Origin of the sequence: Aeromonas popoffii, from assembly GCF_037818705.1 — a bacterium.
Lineage (GTDB): Bacteria > Pseudomonadota > Gammaproteobacteria > Enterobacterales > Aeromonadaceae > Aeromonas > Aeromonas popoffii.
In genome coordinates this window covers 2,733,066-2,756,099 of sequence record NZ_CP149129.1, presented here as the reverse complement: position 1 = coordinate 2,756,099, position 23,034 = coordinate 2,733,066, and the positions used below count along the sequence as shown (strand labels likewise).

Sequence of the window (23,034 nt, the reverse complement as noted above, 5' to 3'; positions counted from 1 at the left end):
CTCTTGGGTAGCGATTAGACGATATCGATGTCGACCACGGAGTCGAAAATATGGTTCGGTCGAAATGGCATGCGGTCGATATCCGCCACCTTGCTCACCCCGGAGAGCACCAGCACGGTTTCGAGACCGGCCTGGAAGCCCGCCAGAATATCGGTGCGCAGGTTGTCGCCTATGATGACGGTGTCATCGGAGTGAGCCTCCATCCGGTTGAGCGCCGCCCGTATGATCCAGGCGCTCGGTTTGCCGACATAAAACGGCTTCTTGCCGGTCATCCGCTCGATGGGGGCGCAGAGGGCACCGCAGGCCGGGTGCATCATGGGACCGTGGGTATCCGGGTTGGTGGCGATAAAGCGGGCCCCCTGATCCACGAACTTGGCACCCAGCTGCATCATGGTCCAGTTGTAGTTGCGGGTTTCCCCTACCACCACGAAGTCGGGGTCTATGTCGGTGATGGTGAAACCGGCCTTGTAGAGCTCGTGGGTCAGTGCCCCCTCGCCAATCACATAGGCCTTCTTGCCATCCTGGCGTTTGAGAAAATCGGCGGTGCCCATGGCGGAGGTGTAGAAGCACTCCTCCGGCACTTCGATCCCGGCGGAGCGGAAGCGGTTTTGCAGATCTTTCTGGGTCTGGGCCGGGTAGTTGGTGAGGAACAGGAGCTTGCTGCCCTGCTCCAGCAGGCGCTGGACGAAACGGTCAGCACCGGGAATGAGGTCGTTGTTGTGCAATATGACACCGTCGATATCACAGATGACGCTTTTCTTCATGGGAACTCCTTGTATAGGGCGCAAGAGCGGGGCTATGACGGTTGCCAACGCTTAATATCTTCAATTAGTTATGTTGTTTTTGTGACGCCATTATAAGTCTGTTTGATGACAAGTCTCCCCCACAAACAGAGATAGGTGCACAATGAACAGAAGAGGGGAGGGATCCGCTCTGCGAGTGGCAGATCCCGTGGTCTGTGCGTTGATGGAGCCGTCATCATGGATAACTTTATTGCCGGTTTGCCCAAGCTGGAGTTGCACCTGCATATCGAAGGGACGCTCGAGCCTGAGCTGATGTTTGCCCTGGCCAAACGCAACGGGGTGGTCCTGCCCTGGCCCGATGTCACCAGCGTACGCGCCGCCTACGACTTTGACTGCCTGCAATCCTTTCTTGACCTCTACTACCGTGGTGCCAGCGTGCTCATCACCGAGCAGGACTTCTTCGACCTCACCTGGACCTATCTTGAGCGCTGCGTCGCCGACAAGGTGGTGCATGTGGAGATCTTCTTCGACCCGCAGACCCACACCGCCCGCGGTATCCCCTTTGCGACTGTGCTGGGCGGCATCGAGCGGGCGTTGCAGAGCGGGGAGCGGGAGTTTGGCATCAGCTGGCGTCTCATCATGAGCTTCCTGCGCCATCTGAGCGAGGAGGAGGCGTTCGCCACGCTGGCAGAGGCCGAGCCCTTCCTCGCCCGCATTCATGGCATCGGCCTCGACTCGGGGGAGAAGGGCAATCCGCCCACCAAGTTTGCCCGGGTCTTTGCCCGCGCCAGAGCGCTGGGACTGCCGGTGGTGGCCCATGCGGGGGAAGAGGGGCCCGCCGACTACATCTGGCAGGCCATCCATGAACTGCAGGTGCGACGCATCGATCACGGGGTGCGTGCGGCAGACGATCCTGCACTGCTGCGCTATCTGGCCGATACCCGGCTGCCGCTCACCGTTTGTCCCCTCTCCAACACCCGGCTCAAGGTGTTTGACCGCATGGCCCATCACAACGTGCTTACCCTGCTGGAGCAGGGGCTCTGCGTCACCATCAATTCCGACGATCCCGCCTACTTTGGCGGTTATATGGCGGCCAACTTCCACGCCCTGGCCCATGACCTTGGCGCCAGCATGAATCAGCTCTGCCGCTTGTCGCTCAATGCCGTCGAGGCGAGCTGGCTGAGCCTGGCGGACAAGGCACGGCTCACCCGGGAGATCAGGATCTACGCTGCCTGTCACGGGGTCGTCCTCTACTAGTCTTGTGCAGTCGGCGGCATCGGCGACACAACACAGCAGGCCCGCCAGTGATGGCGGGCCTGCTGTGTGTTGATGGGCTGGGTGCCTGAATGGGCCGCTAACCGGTCTCAGGTTGATTGCGGCTCGGTGGCCTCTTGATAGATCGGATAGTCGGTCAGTCCCGGCTCGCCACCACCGAACAGGGTGGCCGGATCGTGAGACGCCAGCGGATAGCCGTGGCGCAGCCGGTTCGGCAGGTCCGGGTTGGCGACGAAGGGGCGACCAAAGCCAATCATGTCGGCCCAACCGGCCTGGAGGGCTGCCCGTGCCCGCTTGCCATCGTACTTGCCCGCATAGATGAGGGTGTTGGGGAAGGCGTCCCGCAGCCCCTGTTTGAAGTTCTCCGGCATCAAGGGGGCATCGTCCCAGTCCGCCTCGGCGATGTGCAGGTAGGTCACATCCAGTTCTCCCAGCAAGCGAGCGGCGGCCAGATAAGTCTGCTGCGGGTTGGCATCGACGGTGCCGTTGAGGGTGGTGAGCGGCGCGAGGCGCACGCCGACCCGGTCGGCCCCGACCGCCTCTGTCACCTCTTTCAAGAAGCGCAGGCGATTTTCCAGCGAGCCGCCGTAGTTGTCGGTGCGGGCATTGGATTCGGAATCGAGAAACTGGTTGATGAGATAACCGTTGGCGGCGTGCAGCTCTATGCCGTCAAAACCGGCGCGGATGGCGTTGCGGGCCGCCTGACGGAACTGGCCGATCACCTCGTCGATATCGCTCTGGGTCATGGCGCGCGGGGTGACGGTGTCGACAAAGCCGGGTGCATCGCTGCCGTTATCGACGAACACCTTGACGCCCACGGCCTTGATGGCCGATGAGGAGATGGGCTGGGCGCCGCCAAGGTTGTCGGGATGAGTGATCCGGCCCACGTGCCAGAGCTGGGCGAAGATGGTGCCCCCCTTGGCATGGACGGCATCGGTCACCAGCTGCCAGCCAGCCACTTGCTCGGCGCTGTGGATCCCCGGGGTCCAGGCATAGCCCTTGCCCATGGGGTCGATTTGGGTGCCTTCGCTGATGATGAGGCCCGCTTCGGCGCGCTGGGCGTAGTAGGCGGCCATCATGGCATTGGCCACATCACCGGGCTGGCTGGCGCGAGAGCGGGTCATGGGGGGCATGACGATACGGTTGTTAAGGTGTAATTGGCCCAGGCGCAGCGGGCAGAACAGGTGATCGTGGCTCATCGTGAGTGCCTCATGGTGGGAGTGAGGCCACTCTATCCCTGCGGCTTGTTGTGAAAAAGAGGGATAATTGCAGAAAAGAATTGCCGTGATGGCATCAATCCATCGGCACAGGGCCAGAATGGCGCTCGCTGGCTTGCCCGCGGGCATCTGAAGGAGACGGAATAAGCAAAGAGGGCCGAAGCGGCCCTCTTTGTTGATGCGGCCGGGGCTCAGGCCCCCAGCAGCATGACCCGTACCCGCTCGATCCGGCGCTCGCTCACCTCGACCACCTCGAAGCAGAGTTGCTGCAGTTGCAGCTGCTGGCCGGGGGTGGGCAAGGAGCCGAAGTGAGAGAGCAGCATGCCCGCCAGGGTCACGTACTCGTCGCTCTCGCTCACCAGCCCCTCGTGCTCCAGCACCTGCTCCACATGGTGGATGTTGGTGCTGCCATTGATGAGCCAGCCTTCGCCATCACGCACCATGTCCGGGGTCTCGTCCTCGTCCGGCAGTTCGCCGACGATGGCCTCCAGCAGATCGTGGGTGGTGACCAGCCCCTGGATGACGCCAAACTCGTCGGAGACCAGGATCAGGCTCCCTTTGGCCTGACGCAGCTCTGCCAGCAGCCGGATCACGTTGATGCTCTGCGGCACTATGATGGGGTCGTTCTGCTTGGCCAGTTCGCTTAAGGGTTGCCCTTCGTTAAGGGCAAACAGCAGATCCCGCGCCTTGAGTACACCTATGACCTCGTCCAGATCACCGTCACAGACCGGGAACAGGCTGTGGGGCTCCCGTTGCAACACAGCACGGATTTCCGCGGGCGAGTCGTTGACGTCGATCCAGGCCATGTCGGAGCGGGGGGTCATGATGGTGCGGATGGAGCGCTCGGCCAGCGACAAGACACCGGTCACCATGTAGCGCTCCTCCTCGCCAAAGCTCACCGGGGCGGCGGCAGGGGCATCCAGATCATCGTCAGGCCTGTTCTGATACGTCTTGCTGCCCATCAGCTTGAAGATGGCTGCCGTGGTGCGCTCGCGCAGGGGCTGCTTGGCCTCGTGGCGCAGGGCGCTGCGCTGGGAAAGCTGGTTGAAGAACTCGATCAGCACCGAGAAGCCGATGGCCGCGTAGAGGTAGCCCTTGGGAATGTGGAAGCCAAACCCTTCTGCCACCAGGCTAAAACCGATCATCAACAGGAAGCTCAGGCAGAGCACCACCACGGTCGGGTGGGCGTTGACGAACTGGGTCAGGGGCTTGGAGGCGAGGACCATCACCAGCATGGCGATGGTCACGGCGGCCATCATGACGCCGAGATGTTCCACCATGCCCACCGCCGTGATGATGGAATCCAGCGAGAAGACGGCGTCCAGCACCAGGATCTGGGCCACCACAACGCCAAAACTGGCGTAAACACCGCTGTGGCCACCGGACTCCGGGTTGGCCTCCAGCCGCTCATGCAGCTCTGTGGTGGCCTTGAACAGCAGGAACAGGCCACCGCCCATCAGGATGAGATCCCGACCTGAGAAGACCAGTTCGCCGAGCTGAAGAAGGGGGGTGGTCAGGGTCACCAGCCATGACATCACGCTTAGCAGGCCCAGACGCATCAGCAGGGCCAGCGACAGGCCAATGATGCGCGCCTTGTCCCGCTGGGCGGGGGGCAGTTTTTTCACCAGGATGGCGATGAAGACCAGATTGTCGATCCCCAGCACGATTTCCAGAATGATCAGGGTAAACAGACCAATCCAGATGTGGGGATCCAGCAGCAATTCCATGTAATGACCTCAATAAAAAACAGACAGAGCGGGTGTCAGTGACGGCGAAAAATGGCCGTGGAGCACGAGGCGTGGGTGTTTTCAGAGGCGCTGGTGGAGCAATAACAGATACATTTTGACAGGGAGAAACGAAGGGTAACTTCGGGGATTGTCCATGATGGGCAATAAAACCTCGGGTTAAGAATGAGCCCTGATAATAACGGCTGGCGGCAGTTTGGCAAGGGGCTGTTATGAAGATGTGATAATGGCGAGGAGGCGGCCAGGCTGCGCCTCCCGTTCGGCTATTTACAACCAGCGTTCTTCGTGGGTGAAGCAGACCGAGAGCCAGGCATCCCCCAAGGCATCGCCGATGCGGGACCAGAGCTCATGACGCAGGGCATCCTGACGCGCCACAGGCCACTCCTGTCCTATCGGCACCAGAATGTTGATTTCGAGATCGAAACGGCGGCCGCTTTTGGCCAGATGGCTGTAACACCTGATGCCGTGGCGCTGGCCCAACGCCTCTATCTCCTGATCGATGAGCTCTGGAATATACCCCTCGGGGGCGATCTTCAGCACTTCCCGCAGACTGTGACCAAGCACTTTGATGGGAACGATAGCGGCACACACGGCCAGCAGTGAGACCAGGGCGGGGTCGATATAGTGGTTGAATTGATCGTAGCCGATAGCACTCAATCCCATCGCCACCAGAAAACCCACCAGCAGGGTGGTACTTAAAATAGTATCAACCAGCCACTCTTGGGAATCGACTCGCACCAGTTCCGAGTTGAACTGTTTTGCTAACTCCACTTCTATAAAATACATCAGAGAGCACAAGACAGTAGCGATGGTTGACGCGATCAAAGCGTGACCAAGGCTAATCTCACGGCCACCAGATAACAGGGTCGTTATACCGCTATAGAGTGCAGCCAGACAGAGCAGTAGAATAATGGTGCCGTTAATGAAATTGGTGATGGGTTCAAAGTGGGCGTAGCCATACTGGAAACGGTCATCATCGGGGCGGGTAACGAGGTAGGCGGTCACCAGACCCAGGCCCGTCATACCCATACTGAATAAGCTAAAAAAGCCGTCGAGCATGATGGCATTGGAGCCGACCAGCAGGCCATAGCCGATACCGAAAATGGCAAAAAAAATACTACAGAATAGGGACAGGGTTAACGCCTGCTTTTCAGTGGTAATGAACTTATTAATGACCTTACTGAGCATATAGCTGTGATGAGCCATATAAATTCCTCCTTTCAAATGGTGAATATAGCCAAGTGCAAGCGGTTTTCTAGCTGATATACTGCCCGCTCACATGTGAGCGGACTGGCCTGTGCGCCCCAAAGAGGCGGCTGGCCAGTCGTTGTCGCCGGCGTGCCGGCATCAAGCAAAGGATGGGAACAAGGATTCATGATCCCGAGACTCGATTACCAGGACAGTTTGTCACCCGCAACCCTGCAGTTTCTTGAGTTGCTAGAGCTCCGAGCATTTCGTGGTGATATCGAAAAATCTTATGCAAGCCGGTTGGCGATGGCGACGGATAACAGCGTCTATCAGGTAGTACCTCAGGCGGTGCTCTATCCGCGCAGCGCGGATGACATTGCGGTGATGCTCAAGCTGGCCCGGGAGCCTATGTTCGCTGCCTTGAGTTTCTTCCCTCGTGGCGGCGGAACCGGCACCAATGGTCAATCCTTGGGCGGCGGCATTATCGTCGATCTCTCGCGCCATATGAACCAGATCATGGAAATTAATCTGGAAGAGGGCTGGGTGCGCGCCCAGGCCGGTGTGGTGAAAGACCAGCTCAACGCCTATCTCAAACCCCACGGTTACTTCTTCTCGCCGGATCTCTCCACCTCCAATCGCGCCACCCTTGGAGGCATGGTCAATACCGATGCCTCCGGGCAGGGGTCGCTCGTATACGGCAAGACCTCGGATCATGTGCTGGGCTTGAAAGCCGTGCTGGAGAATGGCGACATCATGGCCACAGAGCCGGTCAATGGTTCCCGTCTTGAAGACAAGCTGGCGCTTGAGAGTCGCGAGGGGGAGATCTATCGCACCCTCTATCGCATCGGCCGCGAGCGCCGCGCCGACATAGAGGCGACCTTCCCCAAGCTCAACCGCTTTCTGACCGGTTACGATCTCAAGCATCTCTATCAGCCCGACAGCGACACCCTGGATGTGAGCCGGGTGCTGTGCGGCTCGGAAGGATCGCTTGGCTTTATCACCGAAGCCAAACTCAACATCACCCTCATACCGCGCTACCGCACCCTGGTCAACGTCAAGTACGACAGCTTCCCGTCGGCTCTGCGCAACGCCCCCTTTATGGTAGAGGCGCAGGCCCTGTCGGTGGAGACGGTGGATTCCCGGGTGCTGGGGCTGGCCCGTGCCGACATCATCTGGCATTCGGTCAAGGCCTTCATTGAGGACGTGCCCGGCAAGGATCTGCAAGGGCTCAATATCGTCGAGTTTGCCGATACCGACGAGCAGGAGCATCAGGCCAAGGTGACCGAGCTGTGCCGCCGTATCGATGGGCTATTGGCGAAAGAGGAGGCGGGCATTATCGGCTATCAGGTGTGCAGTCACCTGCCGAGCATCGAGACCATCTACGCCATGCGCAAGAAGTCGGTAGGGCTGCTTGGCAACGCCGAGGGGCGCAAGAAGCCGGTGGCTTTCACCGAAGACACAGCCGTGCCGCCGGAATCCTTGGCGGACTTCATCATGGAGTTTCGCGCCCTGCTGGATGCCCATGGCCTCGACTACGGTATGTTCGGTCACGTCGATGCTGGCGTGCTGCACGTGCGCCCTGCATTGGACTTGTGCGACCCGGAGCAGGAGGTGTTGCTGCGGCGCATCTCGGATCAGGTAGTGGCGCTCACCGCCAAATATGGCGGCCTGATGTGGGGGGAGCACGGCAAGGGCTTTCGCTCAGAATACAGCCCCGCTTTTTTTGGCGAGCTGTGGGAAGAGTTGCAGCGGGTCAAGGGGGCCTTCGACCCCGACAACCGCATCAACCCGGGCAAGATCTGCATGCCTTATGGTAGCGGGGCGCCGCTTGTGTCAGTGGACGGGCCCAAGCGCGGCAAGTTCGACCGCCAGATCCCGATTGCGGTGCGGGAAAGCTACACCCGCGCCATGGATTGCAACGGCAATGGCCTCTGCTTCACCTTCGAGACCGACTCCCCCATGTGCCCCTCGGTCAAGATCAGCCGTGATCGCCGCCACTCCCCCAAGGGGCGGGCGGGCCTGATGCGCGAATGGCTGCGTCAGCTGGCAGAGCAGGGCTTCGATCCGCTGGCCGAGGAGGTGGCGCTGCAAAGCGGCGGTCTGCGCTTCAAGAGCATTGTCGACAAGTTTCGCAACACCCTGGCCCGCGCCCGCGGCCAGTATGACTTCTCCCACGAGGTGATGGAGGCGATGGAGGGGTGCCTGGCGTGCAAGGCCTGCACCAGCCAGTGCCCCATCAAGGTGGATGTGCCCACCTTCCGTGCCCGCTTCATGCAGCTCTACCACAGCCGCTATCTGCGTGGCCCCAAGGATTACTTCGTCGGCACCGTCGAGAGCTATGCGCCACTGCTGGCTCGGGCGCCGAAACTGGTCAACTTCTTCCTGGAGAAAGAGTGGGCCCAGAAGGCGACCGAGAAGAGCATCGGCATGGTGGATGTGCCCCTGCTCTCCGTGCCCACCCTGGCCGAATCCCTGCACGATAACAAGGCGCGCTATTTCGACCTGCCGGGCCTTGAGGCCATGAGCCCCGAGCAGCGTGCCAACGTGGTGCTCATAGTGCAGGATCCCTTCACCAGTTATTACGACGCCCCCGTGGTGCGGGATTTGGTGAAGCTCGCCAGCAAGCTTGGGCTGCAACCTTATCTGCTGCCATTCAAGCCCAACGGCAAGCCCCAGCACGTGAAGGGGTTCCTGCGTGCCTTTGCCCGCACCGCGGCCAACAGCGCCCAGTTCCTCAACAAGATAGCGGCGCTGGGTATCCCCATGGTGGGAGTGGATCCTTCTCTGGTGCTCTGTTATCGCGACGAGTACGCCAAGGCCCTTGGCTCGGCCCGTGGCGATTTCCAGGTACTGTTGCCTCAGGAGTGGCTGCTCTCACTGCCGGCGCCTGAGCCCAAGACGGCGACCAAGGAGCAAGGAGATCGTCAGGCAGACGAGCCCTGGTATCTGTTTGCCCACTGCACAGAGAAGACCGCCAAGCCGTCGACTCACGACGACTGGGGCACCTTGTTCCAGCGTTTTGGGGCCAGCTTGCAGCCTGTCTCTGTGGGCTGCTGCGGCATGGCCGGCACCTATGGCCACGACGCCAAACAGGTGGACAATTCCAAGGGGATCTATGGGCTTAGCTGGGCAGAGCCGCTCTCGCGTTTGCCCAAAGATCGCTGCCTGGCCACCGGTTACTCGTGCCGCAGCCAGGTCAAGCGGATGGAGGGGGAGAAACTCAAGCATCCGCTGCAGGCCCTGCTGGAACTGCTCTGATGCTGACGTTGCCGAAACGGTTTCGGGTGCCGCAAGCTTTTCGGCACCCGCGTTTCTTGCTGTTGCCAGCCACCTCCGCTCAGGCGGTGGTGGAGTTTGTGGCCATGTTGCGTGAGCGCGAGCAGCTCCATCAGCTGTTTCGCCCGGATGACGTCTGGCCTTCTGCCCAGTTCAGTCTGAGCCAGCACGAGGGGGATCTGGAGTGGCAGCGGTCCGAGTTTCTGGCCAAGCGCTCCTTTGCCTATGGCCTCTGGAGCCCGGATCGGGAGCCGCAATTTTGGGGCGGGGTCTATCTCTACCCCTCGGTCCTGCCGGAGGTGGCGGTGGAGCTCTTCTTCTGGAAGGTGGCCGAGGCATCCCTCACCGATGCTGAACTGGAAGCCGAGCTGCGGGTATGGCTTGGCAAGGTGTGGCATTGGCCCGAGCCCTGCCTGCCGGGGCGCGATCTGCCCTGGGCCGAATGGCCCGGCGTGACCTATCCCTGGTGAGAGTCCGGCATCAGGACTTGGCTTGGCAAGATGCCCCTTATCGGGGCATCTTTTTTTCTGACTTTTTTCGCCGACATTGCTCGTGTATAACCCGTTGATCACATAAGGAGTCTGCTCGTCATGAGTCAAGAGAACAGCGTCATCTGGCGCAAGCCCATGAGCCTGGAGGGGCTCAATGCCAGCTCCCACAACACCCTGATGGCCCACTTGGGCATCGTCTACACGGCCTTTGGCCCCGACTGGCTGGCAGCCACCATGCCGGTGGATCACCGCACTCATCAGCCCCTTGGCATGCTCCATGGCGGTGCGTCCGTGGTGCTGGCGGAGACGTTGGGGTCGCTGGCTGCCAATATGGCGGTCGGACCGGACAGCTACTGCGTGGGACTGGAGGTGAATGCCAACCACCTGCGGGCCAAGCGGGAAGGGGTGGTGACAGGGCGTTGCTCGCCACTGCATCTGGGGGCAACGACCCAGGTGTGGCAGATTGAAATGCGGGACGAACGTGGGCGTTTATTGTGTACCAGTCGATTGACTATGGCAGTGCTCAAACACAAGCGGGGCAAGGACTCCAGCGAGGAGTGATCTGCAATAACGCACCATGCGTGCAAAATAAGCAAGCCATAGTCGCAAGATCCCTCTATAATTGCCAACGTCTTGAGAGGCTTATCACATTTTTCAAGACAGCAGAACAAAGTGGCGCTATAATCGCCGCCTTTTTGCTATTCCGCGGTGCTTAGCCGCCTGCCTTAATCTGGAAGAATCTATGTCTGATACCGAACAACTGCCCCTTTTTAGTGAGCTTGGACTGGCCGCGCCTGTATTGAAAGCGCTGCAGGACGTGGGCTATGAGCGCCCGTCACCGATCCAGGCCGCAGCAATTCCCCACCTGATGGCGGGACACGATCTGCTGGGGCAGGCGCAAACCGGTACAGGGAAGACCGCTGCTTTTGCCTTGCCTCTGTTGTCTCGTCTGGAAGCTGGTAACCGCAATACCCAGGTTTTGGTGCTGGCACCGACCCGTGAACTGGCGCTGCAGGTTGCCGAGGCGTGCCAACGTTACGCCAAGCACATGCCGGACTTCCATGTCCTGCCCATCTACGGTGGTTCCTCTTACGAAACCCAGACCCGCGCCCTGCGTCGTGGTGCTCAGGTTGTCGTCGGTACCCCTGGCCGTGTGATGGACCTGATCCGTCGCAAGAACCTGGACCTCTCCGGCCTGAAAGCCCTGGTACTGGACGAAGCCGATGAAATGCTGCGTATGGGCTTCATCGACGACGTGGACTGGATCATGGAGCAGTGCCCGAGCACTCGTCAGGTTGCGCTCTTCTCTGCCACCATGCCGGACCAGATCCGTCGTGTTGCCCAGAAGCATCTGAAGCAGCCGAAAGAGATCAAGATCATCACCAAGACGTCCACTGCACCGACCATCCGCCAGCGCTACTGGCAGGTAACCGGTCTGCACAAGCTGGACGCCATGACCCGTCTGCTGGAAGTCGAGCCGTACGAAGCCGTACTGGTCTTCGTGCGCACCAAGAACGCTGCCGAAGAGCTGGCTGGCAAACTGGCCGCCCGTGGTCACGCCTGTGAAGCGCTGCACGGTGACATCCCGCAGAAGCTGCGTGAGCGTACCGTCGACAAGCTGCGTCAAGGCCAGCTGGACATTCTGATCGCCACCGACGTTGTCGCCCGTGGTCTGGACGTTGAGCGCATCACTCACGTGGTGAACTACGACATTCCGTACGATACCGAATCCTACGTACACCGTATCGGTCGTACCGGCCGTGCAGGTCGCAAGGGTGAGGCCATCCTGTTTGTTGCTCCCCGTGAACGCCGCATGCTGCGCGCCATCGAGCACGCTACTCGTCAGGCCATCGAGCCGATGAAGATGCCGAGCACCGAGGACATCAACCAGCACCGCATGACCAAGTTCAAAGAGCGCATCCGGGAAACCATGATGGGCGAAGAGCTTGAGATCTACCACAACCTGGTGAATGAGCTGATCGAAGAAGATTCTGCCGATCCGCTGGAGCTGGCTGCCGCATTGGCCAAGCTGGTGCAGGGTGACCAACCGCTGCTCCTGGATGACTCCATCCCTGAGCCGCAGTTCAACCCGAGCAACGATCGTGGTGGCCGTGACTTCGAACGCCGTGACGGTGGTCGTGACTTTGCCGACCGTGGCGATCGTCCTGCCCGTCGCATGCCGTCCCTCGAGCCGCGTCCGCTGAAAGACAATCCTGACGTAGAGATGGAGCGTTACCGCGTAGACGTGGGTGCCCATCACGGTGTCAAGCCGGGCCAGATCGTGGGTGCCATCGCCAACGAAGCGAACATCGAGAGCCGTTTCATCGGTAACATCGACATCGCCGATGACTTCTCCACCGTCGATCTGCCCAAGGGCATGACCGCCGATGTACTGGAAGTGATCAAGAAAGCCCGTGTTTGTCAGCGTCCGCTGATGATCACCCGCTATACCGAAGTGCCGGCTGGCAGCAACACCGCCCCCCGTCCTCCGCGTAGCGATCGTCCCTTCAACAAGGACCGTCGCCCCAGCGGTGACCGCCCGTTCAACAAGAGCGGGGAGCGCCGTGAAGGTGGCTTCAACAAGGATCGCAAGTTCGGTGGCAACAAGCGCCGTGACAGCTAAGTCCTGATAGTCTTGATAAAAAGGCCGCTCATCATGAGCGGCCTTTTTGTTGCCTGTCATTTGGTTGGTTCATGGGTCTGGACTGGCCCCGCTCAGAGGCCGGGATGGTATTCGCCAGGGAGAGCCAGCATACTGCCTCTGTCTCTGTCTCTGTCTCTGTCTCTGTCTCTGTCTCGCCAGCAGACGGCTGTGACACCCAGGCCAGAGCATATGGTTGTTATCCTGATCCAAGCTAGCGCCTGCCAGCAGGATACCCGCGTCAAGCCCAGGTTGGAGGACGGGTCGCACATGATGGACAACAAAAAGGCGACCCTGAGGTCGCCTTTTGCGTGTCTGCATCTATCTTGTCCGGTGGCTCAGAGCACCATGGCGGCAATCCAGCCGAAGAGGATGAGCGGGATGTTGTAGTGGATGAAGGTGGGTACCACGCTGTCCCAGATGTGGTCGTGCTGGCCGTCGGCGTTGAGGCCGGAGGTGGGGCCGAGCGTCGAGTCGGAGGCGGGGGAGCCCGCATCCCCCAGTGCGCCGGCCGTACCGACCAGGGCTATGATGGCCATGGGCGAGAAGCCGAGGTGGATGCACAGCGGCACATAGATGGTGGCTATGATGGGCACGGTGGAGAAAGAGGAGCCTATCCCTATGGTGATCAAGAGGCCAACCAGCAGCATCAGGAAGGCGGCGAGGCCCTTTTGATCCCCGATCACCGCGGAGACGGACTGCACCAGGCTCTCCACCCCGTGGGTCGCTTTCATCACGGCGGCGAAGCCGGCGGCCGAAATCATGATGAAGCCGATGAGGGACATCATGCGCACGCCTTGGGTGAAGGCGTCCTGACTCTCGCGAAACTTGATGACCCCTCCGCAGGTGAAGATGACAAAACCGGCCAGCGCCCCCAGCACTATGCTGTTGGTCATCAACTGCAGCCCAAGAGCCACGCCGATGGCCAGCAGGGCCACCCAGATGTGGTTGAGGTTGAGCTCGACGGATTCGGGTTCGGCGGCCAGGATCTTGCCCATGTCATACTGGCGTGGCTTGCGGTAGCTGATGAAGACAGCGATCAAGAGACCGATGAACATGCCCAGTACCGGAATGGCCATCGCCAGTGGCAGCTGGCCGTGCTCGACCGGCACGCCGTTGTCGATCAGGTTCTTGGCCAGGATGTTATTGAGGAAGATGCCGCCAAAACCGACCGGCAACAGCATATAGGTCGCAGTCAGGCCGAAGGTGATGACGCAGGCCACCTGACGGCGGTCGATCTGCATCTGGGCCATGACGTGCAGCAGCGGCGGGATCAGAATAGGAATGAAGGCAATGTGGACCGGGATCAGGTTCTGGGAGGAGATGGAGACCGCCAACACTGAGGTGAGCAGCAGGCTCTTGACCCAGAGGATGCGAGAGCTGCTGGCATCCTTGCCCAACTGGCTGATCACCTTGCGGGCCAGCAGGTCGGTGATCCCTGAGCGGGAGATGGCGACCGCAAAGGCCCCCAGCATGGCATAGGAGAGGGCGATTTCGGCGCCGCCACCCAGACCACCGGTAAAGGTGCTGAGGGTCTCCTGCAGTGAGAGTCCACCGATCAGGCCGCCGACGATGGCGCCGATGGAGAGGGAGACCACCACATTGATCCGCAGCAGGCTGAGCACCAGCATCAGCGCAACCGCGATAACAACAGGATTCATTTGATTTCCTTATGGATTGTGTAGCTGTCTGTCATGTGAAAGGCCGTTAGTTTGCGAAAAATGTGACAAATGTCGAGTAAAAAATCAGGCAAAATGCCTATTGGCAGCATTCCCGGCTGACCCGGGGGGCCAAGGTGGGCGTGGGGGTGAAAAACGGCTTTGTATGGCCCTGCTTTCGCTATTCTGGTCAAACCAGATTGATCTCGCCAACCCAATAGAAGAAGGCTGCCAGGGCAGCCTTCTTGCTTATTGCTCGTGCCGGTTATTCGCTCGCGTCGTCGTCGGCGGGGGCATCATCCGGATGGGCCGGTGGCCAGCCACCCAGGCTCTTCCAGCGGTTGACGATGTGACAGAACAGCTCGGTGGTGCGTTCTGTGTCATACAGGGCGGAGTGCGCCTCTTTATTGTCAAACGGGATGCGGGCGCTCTGACACGCTTTGGCCAGTACGGTTTGTCCCAGTGCCAGACCGGAGAGGGCGGCGGTATCGAAAGTGGCAAACGGGTGGAACGGATTGCGCTTGAGGCCGGCGCGCTCGGCGGCGGCCATCACGAAGCCGTGATCGAAGGTGGCGTTGTGGGCCACTATGATGGCGCGGCCACAGTCGTGCTCCTTCATCCCCTTGCGAATGCCCTTGAAAATCTCGGTCAGCGCTTCTCTCTCGCTGACGGCACCGCGTAGTGGATTGAAAGGATCTATGCCGGTGAACTCCAGCGCCGCCTTCTCCAGGTTGGCGCCTTCGAATGGCTCGACGTGAAAATGAAAGATCTGGTCGGGCAGAAGCCAGCCATCCTCATCCATCTTGAGGGTATAGGCGGCGATTTCCAGCAAGGCGTCGGTTCTGGCATTGAACCCGGCGGTTTCAACATCGATGACGACGGGGTAAAAGCCACGAAAACGGCCCTTGAGGGTGTGAACAGCGTCGGTCATGGTATCTCGGTCGGCGTGAAATGAGGCGGCATTATGGCAAAAAAGCCGGCCCTTGTCCCTCATCCGCAACCATGAGACAGGTGTCTGATTCTATTATCGACACGCGGGCTTATCATTGACCACGTCAGGGAGCGCGATGAAGACGCTGGGAGTGGCGCACAAGATGTTGCCGGTGGTCTGCCTGCCGTTGCTGGCTTCGCAGTTTTACGATGGCGACGCAGGTGCAACCGCTACCTCACCGACGACATACACTCCCCGTGATAACCATACGCGAGGTGTACGAAGCCCATCGTCTGTACTCGGACACCTTACAGCAGAACAGCGCCGAGCGGGATCTGCTGGCTTGCCAGTTTCAAGTTGATGGCGCGTTCTGCCCCTCACTGAGTGGTTTGCCCTAAAGCTTGTTTTGTCCTTGCCGATACCTAACGTGAGATCGTGTGGAGGGCAGGCAGTTGAACGCTTGGATGTTAGGGTTGGTCAGCATATCCGTGAGTATGCAGTTACAGGCGGGCGTTACCGAGTTTGGTGCCGGCCTGGATCAATCCGTCTGGCGCCTGACCTCGGACACGCAAGTGGAGTGCCGCCTCGAACACCCCATTCCCAACTGGGGTACGGGAGCCTTCGTCAGCCGGGCCAGCCGCCGGATCAATCTGGATTTTGAACTCAAGGGGCTGCGCCAGCAGGCCCGGACCCAGACGGTCAGTCTGGGGATCATGCCACCAGTCTGGCGACCCGGCATCGCCGGACGGGAAGTGAGCCAGCTGCGCTTCTACCAGCAGTTCGATGGCCTGGTGGAGGGGCAGACCGCCTGGACCATGCTGGACGAGCTTGAGGGGGGGCGCATGCCGACCTTCCAGTATCGCGATTGGTATCGCCAGAATCGACCGGTGCGGGTGTCGCTCTCCTCGGTCAACTTCCGGGTCAAGTATCAGGCGTTCGTGGATTGCCTGAACAGCCTGCTGCCATACAGTTTCAATGACATCGCCTTCAGCGTGCTCACCTATGACAAGAACAGCGACGAGCTGTCGCTGGCCTCCAAACGCCGGTTGGCGATGATCGGTGAGTATGTGAAGGTCGACAAGAGTATCGATGTAGTGGTGATCGACGCCTACAGCGACAGCTATGGCGGTCGCTGGCCGAACCAGAAACTCTCCGAGAAGCGGGCCGATGCCATCAAGAAGGTGTTCGTGGATCTGGGTATCGAACCCGGCAAGATCTCGGTAGAGGGGCATGGCGAGAAGCGGCACGTCGCCTCTAACGAAACCGAAGGTGGCCGCGCCAAGAACCGGCGTGTGGTGATCAACATGGGGCGCAATGGCGCCATCTGATGGGCGGTGACCCTTCAATGAAAAAGAGCGCTGTGGCGCTCTTTTTTATGGGGATCTTGTCCTGGCGATGCCTTAGAGGCTGTCACCCAGGCCTGTGCCTGTGTCTTTCTTGGCGATCAGTTCAATTTTGTAACCATCCGGATCTTCCACGAAGGCAATGACGGTTTTGCCGCCCTTGACCGGGCCCGGCTCGCGGGTGATCTTGGCGCCGGCGGCACGCAGCGCATCGCAGGTGCCATAGATGTCGTCTGCTTCCAGCGCAATATGGCCGTAGGCCGACCCCAGCTCATATTCGCTCACGCCCCAGTTGTAGGTGAGTTCGATGACGGACTCATCCTTCTCGTCGCCGTAACCGACGAAGGCCAGCGTGTACTTGTATTCGCTGTTCTCGCTCTTGCGCAACAGTGTCATCCCCAGTACTCGGGTGTAGAAGTCGATGGAGCGTTGCAGATCGCCGACGCGTAACATCGTATGCAGGATTCTCATGACTTGGCTCTCCAGATAGGATTTACGTTGTACTGATATTCGATAGAAGAAGGGAGAACCCGGATCGACTGATGTGGCCGCATGGTGTGCAGGACCGTGTGTTCAGCTCTCCGGGTAGACCTTTTCTTTGTACTCGCAAAGGTCCTCGATGATACAGGAACCACAGCGTGGTTTGCGAGCCAGACAGGTGTAACGGCCGTGCAGGATCAGCCAATGGTGAACGTCCAGCTTGAACTCGGCGGGCACCACTTTCAGCAGCTTCTCTTCCACCTGATCCACGTTCTTGCCCACCGCGAAGCCGGTGCGATTCGACACCCGAAAGATGTGGGTATCGACGGCGATGGTAGGCCAGCCAAAGGCGGTGTTGAGCACCACGTTGGCCGTCTTGCGACCGACCCCTGGCAGGGCTTCGAGCGCTTCGCGGTTTTCCGGTACCTCGCCGCCATGACGCTCCAGCAAGATGGCACAGGTCTTGATGACGTTCTCGGCCTTGGTGTTGAACAGGCCAATGGTCTTGATGTACTGCTTCACCCCGTCCACCCCTAGCGCTAGCATGGCGGCCGGGGTATTGGCCACCGGATAGAGCTTGTCGGTGGCCTTGTTGACGCTCACGTCAGTGGCCTGGGCCGACAACAGCACGGCGATCAACAGCTCGAACGGCGAGTGAAAGTTGAGCTCTGTGGTGGGGTGGGGATTGTCGTCCCGCAGCCGTTCCAGGATCAGCCTGCGTTTCTGGTTGTTCATGGATCTCTCTTGTCTCAGAGCTGGGTTGCGCGGGTGACCGCAGCCGGCACGTCGGCGTGTGCCTTGTCGGCAGCCTGCTTGCGGCCCAGCCAGTCGTTGATGGCGTTTTTGCCAGCGATCATCAGGCCCAGGCCGATGAAGCCGCCGGGAGGCAGGATCGCCAGCAGCAGGCTGGCGTCGGCGTGGAACAGTTCGATGCGCAAGGACTTGGCCCAATCCCCCAGCAGCAGATCGGCACCGTCGAACAGGGTGCCCATGCCGATGATCTCCCGCAGCCCCCCCAGCACCAGCAGCACCAGCGTAAAGCCCAGCCCCATCATGAAGCCGTCGAGGGTAGCCAGCAGGGGTGGGTTCTTGGAGGCATACGCCTCGGCCCGGCCTATGATGACGCAGTTGGTGACGATCAGGGCGATGAAGATGCCGAGCGCCTGATAGAGGCCATAGGTGTAGGCGTTCATCAACAGTTGCACGCTGGTCACCAGGGCGGCGATGATCATCACATAGACGGGAATGCGGATATCCTTGGGCACCAGGTTGCGCACCAGGGAGATGGTGAGGTTGGAGCTGACCAGCACCGCCATGGTGGCCAATCCCAGCCCCAGCGCATTGGTAAAGGTGGAGGAGACCGCCAGGGTGGGGCAGAGCCCCAGCACCTGCACCAGGGAGGGGTTGTTTTTCCACAGCCCTTGCAGCATCAGCTCCTTGAGTTCTTCACGACGGCCATTGCCCTCGCTGACCGGGCTCAGCCCGTCAATCACATCGACTTGTTCCATGGCTTGTGCTCCGGTGTTATGGGGTGGGGTCACAGGAGGGGGCATCCCGCAGCAATTCAGGGTGCTCCTGTTGTAACAGCAGCAGGTTCTTCACCGCCTTGACCACGGCGCGGGGGGTGATGGTGGCGCCGGTGAAGGCATCGAATTCACCGCCATCCTTCTTCACCGCCCAGCTTGCCTCGTTGTCGTGGTTGAGGAACTTGTCAGAAAAGCTGTTGATCCAGCTCGATTTCTTCAATTCTATCTTGTCACCAAGGCCCGGTGTCTCATTGTGGGCCAGCACCCGTACCGCACTGACGTTACCCTTGGCATCTGTGCCGACGATGAGACGAATGGCCCCACTGTAGCCGTCGGGGGCCACGGTTTCCAGCGCATAGCCGGTGATCTCGCCCCGCAGGGTCGCGATGTAGAGCGGCATGGCCTGATCGCTGCCCAGATACCTCTTGCTCTGCACCTGCTTGCAACTGGCCACCAGATCATTGTCATAGCTCCCCTCCGGCAACAGGGCCGAAAGGGTGCGCAGCTTCTCCAGCTGCTGCTGATGGGCGATCCGGTCACGGGTCAGCTCGTTGGTCAGCACCACCACGGCGGTGCAGGCCAGGGCAAACAGCGCCAGGGTGACGCCATTTTTGCGCATGCTCTTTAACATTGGATCTTTCCTGAGAGTGGGGTTTGCGCCAGGGTCATGTACGACGTGCTCCATCTCCCCTGAGGCGTGTCAGGTGGTCGTTTGGCGTGGCCACGCAGAGGTGGGTTATCCGCAGGATGTTACTCATTTGCGGCGGGCTCCGTAGACCTTGGGGCGCGTCAGGCTGTCAATCAGCGGTACACAGAGGTTGGCCAGCAGCACGGCGAAGGCGAAGGCGTCCGGGTAGCCGCCAAAGCGACGGATGAGGTAGACCAGCACGCCGATCAGCACGCCGTAGACCAGACGTCCACGAGGGGTGGTGCTGGCGCTCACCGGATCGGTGGCGATGAAGAAGGCCCCCAGCATGGTGGCGCCGCTAAACAGATGGAACATGGGGGTGGCGGTGGCATCCGGCGTCATCAGATAACCCAGGGTTGCCGCCAGCAGCAAGGAGCCCAGAATAGCTCCTGGAATGCGCCAGTTGATGACTTTTTGTTGCAGCAGGAACAGGCCGCCCAACAGGTAGCCGAGGTTGACCCAGCTCCAGCCGATACCGCCCCAGCCCTCGAACACTGCGTGGGTCATCACCTCGCCAGCGGTGAGCCCCTGGGTCAGCCCGGTCTTCAAGGTATCGAGCGGGGTGGCCATGGTGAGGCCATCCACCCCTTGCTTGAGCTGCGCCATGCTGTAGCCGTCCAGGCTGAAGCCGGTGAAGATGACGGACACCGCATCGCCGAAGCCTATCCCATAGGCGGCTATGCCCGACGGCGGCAGCCAGCTGGTCATCTGTACCGGGAAGGAGACCAGCAGCAGCACATAGGCCACCATGGCCGGGTTGAACAGGTTTTGACCCAGCCCGCCGTAGAGGTGCTTGGCGATGATGATGGCAAAGGCGGTACCGAGCACCAGCATCCACCAGGGCAGCAGGGGAGGCAGGGAGAGGCCGATCAGCACAGCGGTCAGCGCCGCGCTGCCATCCATCAGGGCGGGCTTGATGGGACGGCGGCGCAACTTGAGCACCAATGCCTCTGCACCCAGCGCTGTGACCAGCGCCAGCAGGATCTGGATAAGGGAACCCCAGCCGAAGAACCAGATCTGGGCCAGCAGGCCGGGCAGGCAAGCCAGGATCACCAGCAACATCAGGGTTTGGGTCTGTTTGCGGTTATGGGCAAACGGCGCACTCGCGATATTGAACATGGATCAGTGGCTCTTGTCGGTCGATGAAGAAGGGGATGCCTGCAGCGCGGCGTCGGCAGCCAGCTTTCTGGCTTTGGCGCGGGCCACGGCGGCGGCAATGGCCGCTTTCTTGGGATCGGCGTCAGTAACGACCTGTACCTGTGCTGTTGCCTGGCGGGTATCCGCGTCCGCGACGACACCTGCGTCAGGCCCGGCGACGTTTTCATCCGCAGCGTGCGCCGCTTTCTTGGCCTTGGCCCGGGCGATGGCGGCGGCAATGGCTGCTTTCTTGGGATCGACCTCGGCCGGAGCCGGTGCGGGGTCGAGGCCCTGCTCGGGTTCGGTCGTAATCGACTCGGGCGCAGCGGCGATGTTTTCCTCCACAGCGTGCGCGGCCTTCTTGGCCTTGGCGCGAGCGATGGCGGCGGCAATGGCTGCCTTTTTAGGGTCGACCTCGGCCGGAGCCGGTGCGGGGTCGAGGCCTCGCTCGGGTTCGGTCGCAATCGGCTCGTGCGCGGCGGCGATGTTTTCCTCCGCAGCATGCGCGGCCTTCTTGGCCTTGGCGCGAGCGATGGCGGCGGCAATGGCTGCCTTTTTAGGGTCGACCTCGGCCGGAGCCGGTGCGGGGTCGAGTCCCCGCTCGGGTTCGGTTGCAATCGGCTCGGGCGCGGCGGCGATGTTTTCATCCGCAGCGTGCGCGGCCTTCTTGGCCTTGGCGCGGGCGATGGCGGCGGCAATGGCTGCCTTTTTGGGGTCGATCTCGGCCGGAGCCGGTGCGGGGTCGAGTCCCCGCTCGGGTTCGGTCGCAATCGACTCGGGCGCGGCGGCGATGTTTTCATCCGCAGCGTGCGTGGCCTTCTTGGCTTTGGCGCGAGCGATGGCGGCGGCAATGGCTGCTTTCTTGGGATCGGCCTCGGCGCTGGGTGTCGCCTCTGTGACAGGGGCAGCCGCAGCGGCCGATGTATCAGCGGTTGCCTCGTCAGGGGCGGTTTGAGCCGCCTTCTTGGCCTTGGCACGGGCCAAGGCTGCAGCGATGGCCGCTTTTTTCGGATCCTGCGCCTCTGGCGTGGGCGCAATGACGGCGGGCTCATCGCCGCTGGCCGCCTTGGCGGCGCGGCGGGCGAGGGCCTCCTGCTTGCGTGCCTCGCGGGCGGCCATCATGGCGCTGTTGTCGGGCTGCTCAGCCGCTGTGCTGGCGGTCGTCTCCTGCTTGGCCTTGATGCGGGCCAGGGCTGCTGCGACCGGGTCTTCGCCTCCTGCGGCTGTCATGGCCTGGCGGCGCTGGGCTGCCGCCTCGGCGTGACGAGCCTCGCGGGCGGCTTTTTCCCGCTCGAACCGGGCCTGCTTGGCCTCGAAACGCTGTTTGGCACGCTCGGCTTTTTCTGCCTCGGCACGCGCCTCGCGAATATCATCCTTGGCAATCTTGTAGTACTGCACCAGCGGGATCTCGCTCGGGCAGACCCAGGCGCAAGCGCCGCACTCGATACAGTCGAACAGACTGAGCGCTTCTGCCTTGTCGTATTCTTTGGCGCGGCTGTACCAATAGAGCTCCTGGGGCAGCAAAGTGGCCGGGCAGGCATCGGCACAGGCGCTGCAACGGATGCAGGCTTGCTCGGGACCGGCGGGCGGCAGCTCGGCCCGGGTCGGGGAGAGCAGGCAGTTGGTGGCCTTGACCACGGGGACCATGGCGTGGGGCAGGGTGAAACCCATCATGGGGCCCCCCATGATGACCCGCTGGTCCGCCTCGGGTTGCAGCTCGAAACGCTGCAACAGCCAGCGTACTGGTGTGCCCAGCAGTACCCAGGCGTTGCCCGGCTTCTTGAAGGCATCACCGGTGAGGGTGACGATGCGGGAGATGAGCGGCTCGCCGTCGAGGATGGCGCGCTTGATGGCGAACACGGTGGCCACGTTGAGTACCATGATGCCCATGTCCACCGCCCGGCCTCCCTTGGGTACCTGACGGCCGGTAAGCAGCTCTATGGTCTGCTTGGCACCGCCCGAGGGGTACTTGGTCGGCACCGTCTTGACCAGCACATCCTCATCGGTGGCGTGACGGGTCAGCTCGCCGATGGCGGCGGGTTTGTTGTCTTCCACCCCGATCAGGGTCAGCTTGGGCTTGAGCAGATGCTTGAGCACCCGGATGCCGTCCATGATTTCGTCGGCATACTCCTGCATCAGTCGATCGTCGGTGCTGATATAGGGTTCGCACTCCAGCCCGTTGACGATGAGGATCTCGGTCAGCTGACCGCGACCGTCCAGCTTGCTGTGGGTCGGGAACACGGCGCCGCCGAGGCCCGCAATGCCGGCCTGCTGGATGCGTTCCAGCAGCTCGCCCCGCTCCAGATTCCAGTAGTCGCTGCGGCCCTGCCGCTCACCCCAGGCATCTTCCCCATCCGGGGTGAGCGTGATGCAGAGATCATCGAGGCCGGAGGGGTGCGCTACCGTGTGGTGGCCGATGGCCGTGATGGTGCCCGAGGTGGAGGCGTGCACCGGCACGATGCGCCCCTTGTCGTAGCGGGTCAGCGGCTGACCTTTTTTGACCTTGTCGCCGACCTGTACCAGCAGATCGCCAGACGGACCTGCATGCTGGCGCACCGGAATGATGAGCTGGGGCGGCAGACCCGCGTCCACCACCGGGGTCAGGCTGGATTGGTGCTTGTTCTCGGGAGGGTGAATGCCGCCGTGAAAATCCCACAGAGTGCCGGCTTTGATGCGTTCGAGCAGATGCTGCATG

General features: G+C 61.0%; 18 protein-coding genes. 6 read left to right on the top strand and 12 right to left on the bottom strand.

From position 1 onward, the window contains the following. Positions 1–14 precede the first annotated feature (14 nt). Entirely contained in the window at positions 15–764 is a 750-nt protein-coding gene (locus tag WJM78_RS12590; RefSeq protein WP_042036688.1) for an HAD-IIA family hydrolase, read from the bottom strand. Positions 765–980: 216 nt separating this feature from the next. Here WJM78_RS12590 and WJM78_RS12585 point away from each other — a divergent pair, with 216 nt between their 5' ends. Then, a complete protein-coding gene (locus WJM78_RS12585; RefSeq protein ID WP_339009658.1) occupies positions 981–2,000 on the top strand; it encodes an adenosine deaminase in 1,020 nt (339 codons plus the stop codon). A 107-nt stretch (positions 2,001–2,107) separates the two neighbouring features. Here the strand turns inward: WJM78_RS12585 and WJM78_RS12580 are convergent, their stop codons facing one another. From WJM78_RS12580 to WJM78_RS12570, 3 genes are all read right to left on the bottom strand, one after another. Beyond that, positions 2,108–3,217: an alkene reductase gene (locus tag WJM78_RS12580; RefSeq protein WP_339009656.1), complete on the bottom strand. Its 1,110-nt coding sequence runs from the start codon at positions 3,215–3,217 to the stop codon at positions 2,108–2,110. 209 nt (positions 3,218–3,426) lie between these two features. Continuing rightward, positions 3,427–4,962 (bottom strand): TerC family protein, encoded by a 1,536-nt coding sequence (locus WJM78_RS12575; RefSeq protein ID WP_108536972.1) that lies wholly within the window; start codon positions 4,960–4,962, stop codon positions 3,427–3,429. Between the two features lie 285 nt (positions 4,963–5,247). Next, entirely contained in the window at positions 5,248–6,186 is a 939-nt protein-coding gene (locus WJM78_RS12570) for a cation diffusion facilitator family transporter (protein ID WP_042036695.1), read from the bottom strand. Positions 6,187–6,354: 168 nt separating this feature from the next. Here WJM78_RS12570 and WJM78_RS12565 point away from each other — a divergent pair, with 168 nt between their 5' ends. From WJM78_RS12565 to WJM78_RS12550, 4 genes are all read left to right on the top strand, one after another. Then, positions 6,355–9,426, top strand: a complete 3,072-nt coding sequence (locus tag WJM78_RS12565) for a D-2-hydroxyglutarate dehydrogenase YdiJ (protein ID WP_339009650.1) — start codon at positions 6,355–6,357, stop codon at positions 9,424–9,426. Beyond that, positions 9,426–9,914, top strand: a complete 489-nt coding sequence (locus WJM78_RS12560; RefSeq protein WP_339009648.1) for a hypothetical protein — start codon at positions 9,426–9,428, stop codon at positions 9,912–9,914. Before WJM78_RS12565 ends, WJM78_RS12560 begins: the two co-directional genes overlap by 1 nt. A 120-nt stretch (positions 9,915–10,034) precedes the next feature. Then, positions 10,035–10,496: a hotdog fold thioesterase gene (locus WJM78_RS12555; protein ID WP_287147767.1), complete on the top strand. Its 462-nt coding sequence runs from the start codon at positions 10,035–10,037 to the stop codon at positions 10,494–10,496. A gap of 181 nt (positions 10,497–10,677) precedes the next feature. Further along, entirely contained in the window at positions 10,678–12,558 is a 1,881-nt protein-coding gene (locus WJM78_RS12550; protein WP_108535614.1) for a DEAD/DEAH box helicase, read from the top strand. Between the two features lie 356 nt (positions 12,559–12,914). On the opposite strand, the gene WJM78_RS12545 is transcribed toward WJM78_RS12550, so the two are convergent. Continuing rightward, the gene (locus WJM78_RS12545; protein WP_042036704.1) at positions 12,915–14,237 is read right to left on the bottom strand and encodes a Na+/H+ antiporter family protein; all 1,323 of its coding nucleotides are present in this window, start codon (positions 14,235–14,237) and stop codon (positions 12,915–12,917) included. Positions 14,238–14,499: 262 nt separating this feature from the next. Further along, complete coding sequence (gene rnt / locus WJM78_RS12540; protein WP_181364611.1) at positions 14,500–15,165, bottom strand: ribonuclease T; 666 nt, start codon at positions 15,163–15,165, stop codon at positions 14,500–14,502. 452 nt (positions 15,166–15,617) lie between these two features. Between rnt and WJM78_RS12535 the strand changes: the two genes are divergently transcribed. Then, the gene (locus WJM78_RS12535; RefSeq protein WP_181364610.1) at positions 15,618–16,493 is read left to right on the top strand and encodes a flagellar protein MotY; all 876 of its coding nucleotides are present in this window, start codon (positions 15,618–15,620) and stop codon (positions 16,491–16,493) included. A 72-nt stretch (positions 16,494–16,565) separates the two neighbouring features. Here the strand turns inward: WJM78_RS12535 and gloA are convergent, their stop codons facing one another. The 6 genes from gloA to rsxC all read right to left on the bottom strand — a co-directional run bounded on the left by gloA (position 16,566) and on the right by rsxC (position 23,033). Continuing rightward, a complete protein-coding gene (gene gloA, locus WJM78_RS12530; RefSeq protein WP_339009639.1) occupies positions 16,566–16,979 on the bottom strand; it encodes a lactoylglutathione lyase in 414 nt (137 codons plus the stop codon). Between the two features lie 102 nt (positions 16,980–17,081). After that, positions 17,082–17,723 carry an endonuclease III gene (nth, locus tag WJM78_RS12525; RefSeq protein WP_108535610.1) on the bottom strand — a complete coding sequence of 214 codons (642 nt, stop codon included), beginning with the start codon at positions 17,721–17,723 and terminating at the stop codon, positions 17,082–17,084. Between the two features lie 14 nt (positions 17,724–17,737). Beyond that, entirely contained in the window at positions 17,738–18,496 is a 759-nt protein-coding gene (locus WJM78_RS12520; protein ID WP_042036711.1) for an electron transport complex subunit E, read from the bottom strand. A gap of 16 nt (positions 18,497–18,512) precedes the next feature. After that, on the bottom strand, positions 18,513–19,145 hold the full coding sequence (gene rsxG, locus WJM78_RS12515) for an electron transport complex subunit RsxG (RefSeq protein WP_212513532.1): 633 nt from the start codon (positions 19,143–19,145) through the stop codon (positions 18,513–18,515). 123 nt (positions 19,146–19,268) lie between these two features. After that, the gene (gene rsxD / locus WJM78_RS12510) at positions 19,269–20,321 is read right to left on the bottom strand and encodes an electron transport complex subunit RsxD (RefSeq protein WP_042036714.1); all 1,053 of its coding nucleotides are present in this window, start codon (positions 20,319–20,321) and stop codon (positions 19,269–19,271) included. Between the two features lie 3 nt (positions 20,322–20,324). Then, entirely contained in the window at positions 20,325–23,033 is a 2,709-nt protein-coding gene (rsxC, locus tag WJM78_RS12505) for an electron transport complex subunit RsxC (protein WP_339009633.1), read from the bottom strand. Between the last annotated feature and the right edge of the window lies 1 nt (position 23,034).

Coding starts and splice junctions, on each gene's coding strand:
- WJM78_RS12590 (WP_042036688.1), bottom strand. CDS start 764: ATGAAGAAAAGCGTCATCTGTGATATCGACGGTGTCATATTGCACAAC.
- WJM78_RS12585 (WP_339009658.1), top strand. CDS start 981: ATGGATAACTTTATTGCCGGTTTGCCCAAGCTGGAGTTGCACCTGCAT.
- WJM78_RS12580 (WP_339009656.1), bottom strand. CDS start 3,217: ATGAGCCACGATCACCTGTTCTGCCCGCTGCGCCTGGGCCAATTACAC.
- WJM78_RS12575 (WP_108536972.1), bottom strand. CDS start 4,962: ATGGAATTGCTGCTGGATCCCCACATCTGGATTGGTCTGTTTACCCTG.
- WJM78_RS12570 (WP_042036695.1), bottom strand. CDS start 6,186: ATGGCTCATCACAGCTATATGCTCAGTAAGGTCATTAATAAGTTCATT.
- WJM78_RS12565 (WP_339009650.1), top strand. CDS start 6,355: ATGATCCCGAGACTCGATTACCAGGACAGTTTGTCACCCGCAACCCTG.
- WJM78_RS12560 (WP_339009648.1), top strand. CDS start 9,426: ATGCTGACGTTGCCGAAACGGTTTCGGGTGCCGCAAGCTTTTCGGCAC.
- WJM78_RS12555 (WP_287147767.1), top strand. CDS start 10,035: ATGAGTCAAGAGAACAGCGTCATCTGGCGCAAGCCCATGAGCCTGGAG.
- WJM78_RS12550 (WP_108535614.1), top strand. CDS start 10,678: ATGTCTGATACCGAACAACTGCCCCTTTTTAGTGAGCTTGGACTGGCC.
- WJM78_RS12545 (WP_042036704.1), bottom strand. CDS start 14,237: ATGAATCCTGTTGTTATCGCGGTTGCGCTGATGCTGGTGCTCAGCCTG.
- rnt (WP_181364611.1), bottom strand. CDS start 15,165: ATGACCGACGCTGTTCACACCCTCAAGGGCCGTTTTCGTGGCTTTTAC.
- gloA (WP_339009639.1), bottom strand. CDS start 16,979: ATGAGAATCCTGCATACGATGTTACGCGTCGGCGATCTGCAACGCTCC.
- nth (WP_108535610.1), bottom strand. CDS start 17,723: ATGAACAACCAGAAACGCAGGCTGATCCTGGAACGGCTGCGGGACGAC.
- WJM78_RS12520 (WP_042036711.1), bottom strand. CDS start 18,496: ATGGAACAAGTCGATGTGATTGACGGGCTGAGCCCGGTCAGCGAGGGC.
- rsxG (WP_212513532.1), bottom strand. CDS start 19,145: ATGTTAAAGAGCATGCGCAAAAATGGCGTCACCCTGGCGCTGTTTGCC.
- rsxD (WP_042036714.1), bottom strand. CDS start 20,321: ATGTTCAATATCGCGAGTGCGCCGTTTGCCCATAACCGCAAACAGACC.
- rsxC (WP_339009633.1), bottom strand. CDS start 23,033: ATGCAGCATCTGCTCGAACGCATCAAAGCCGGCACTCTGTGGGATTTT.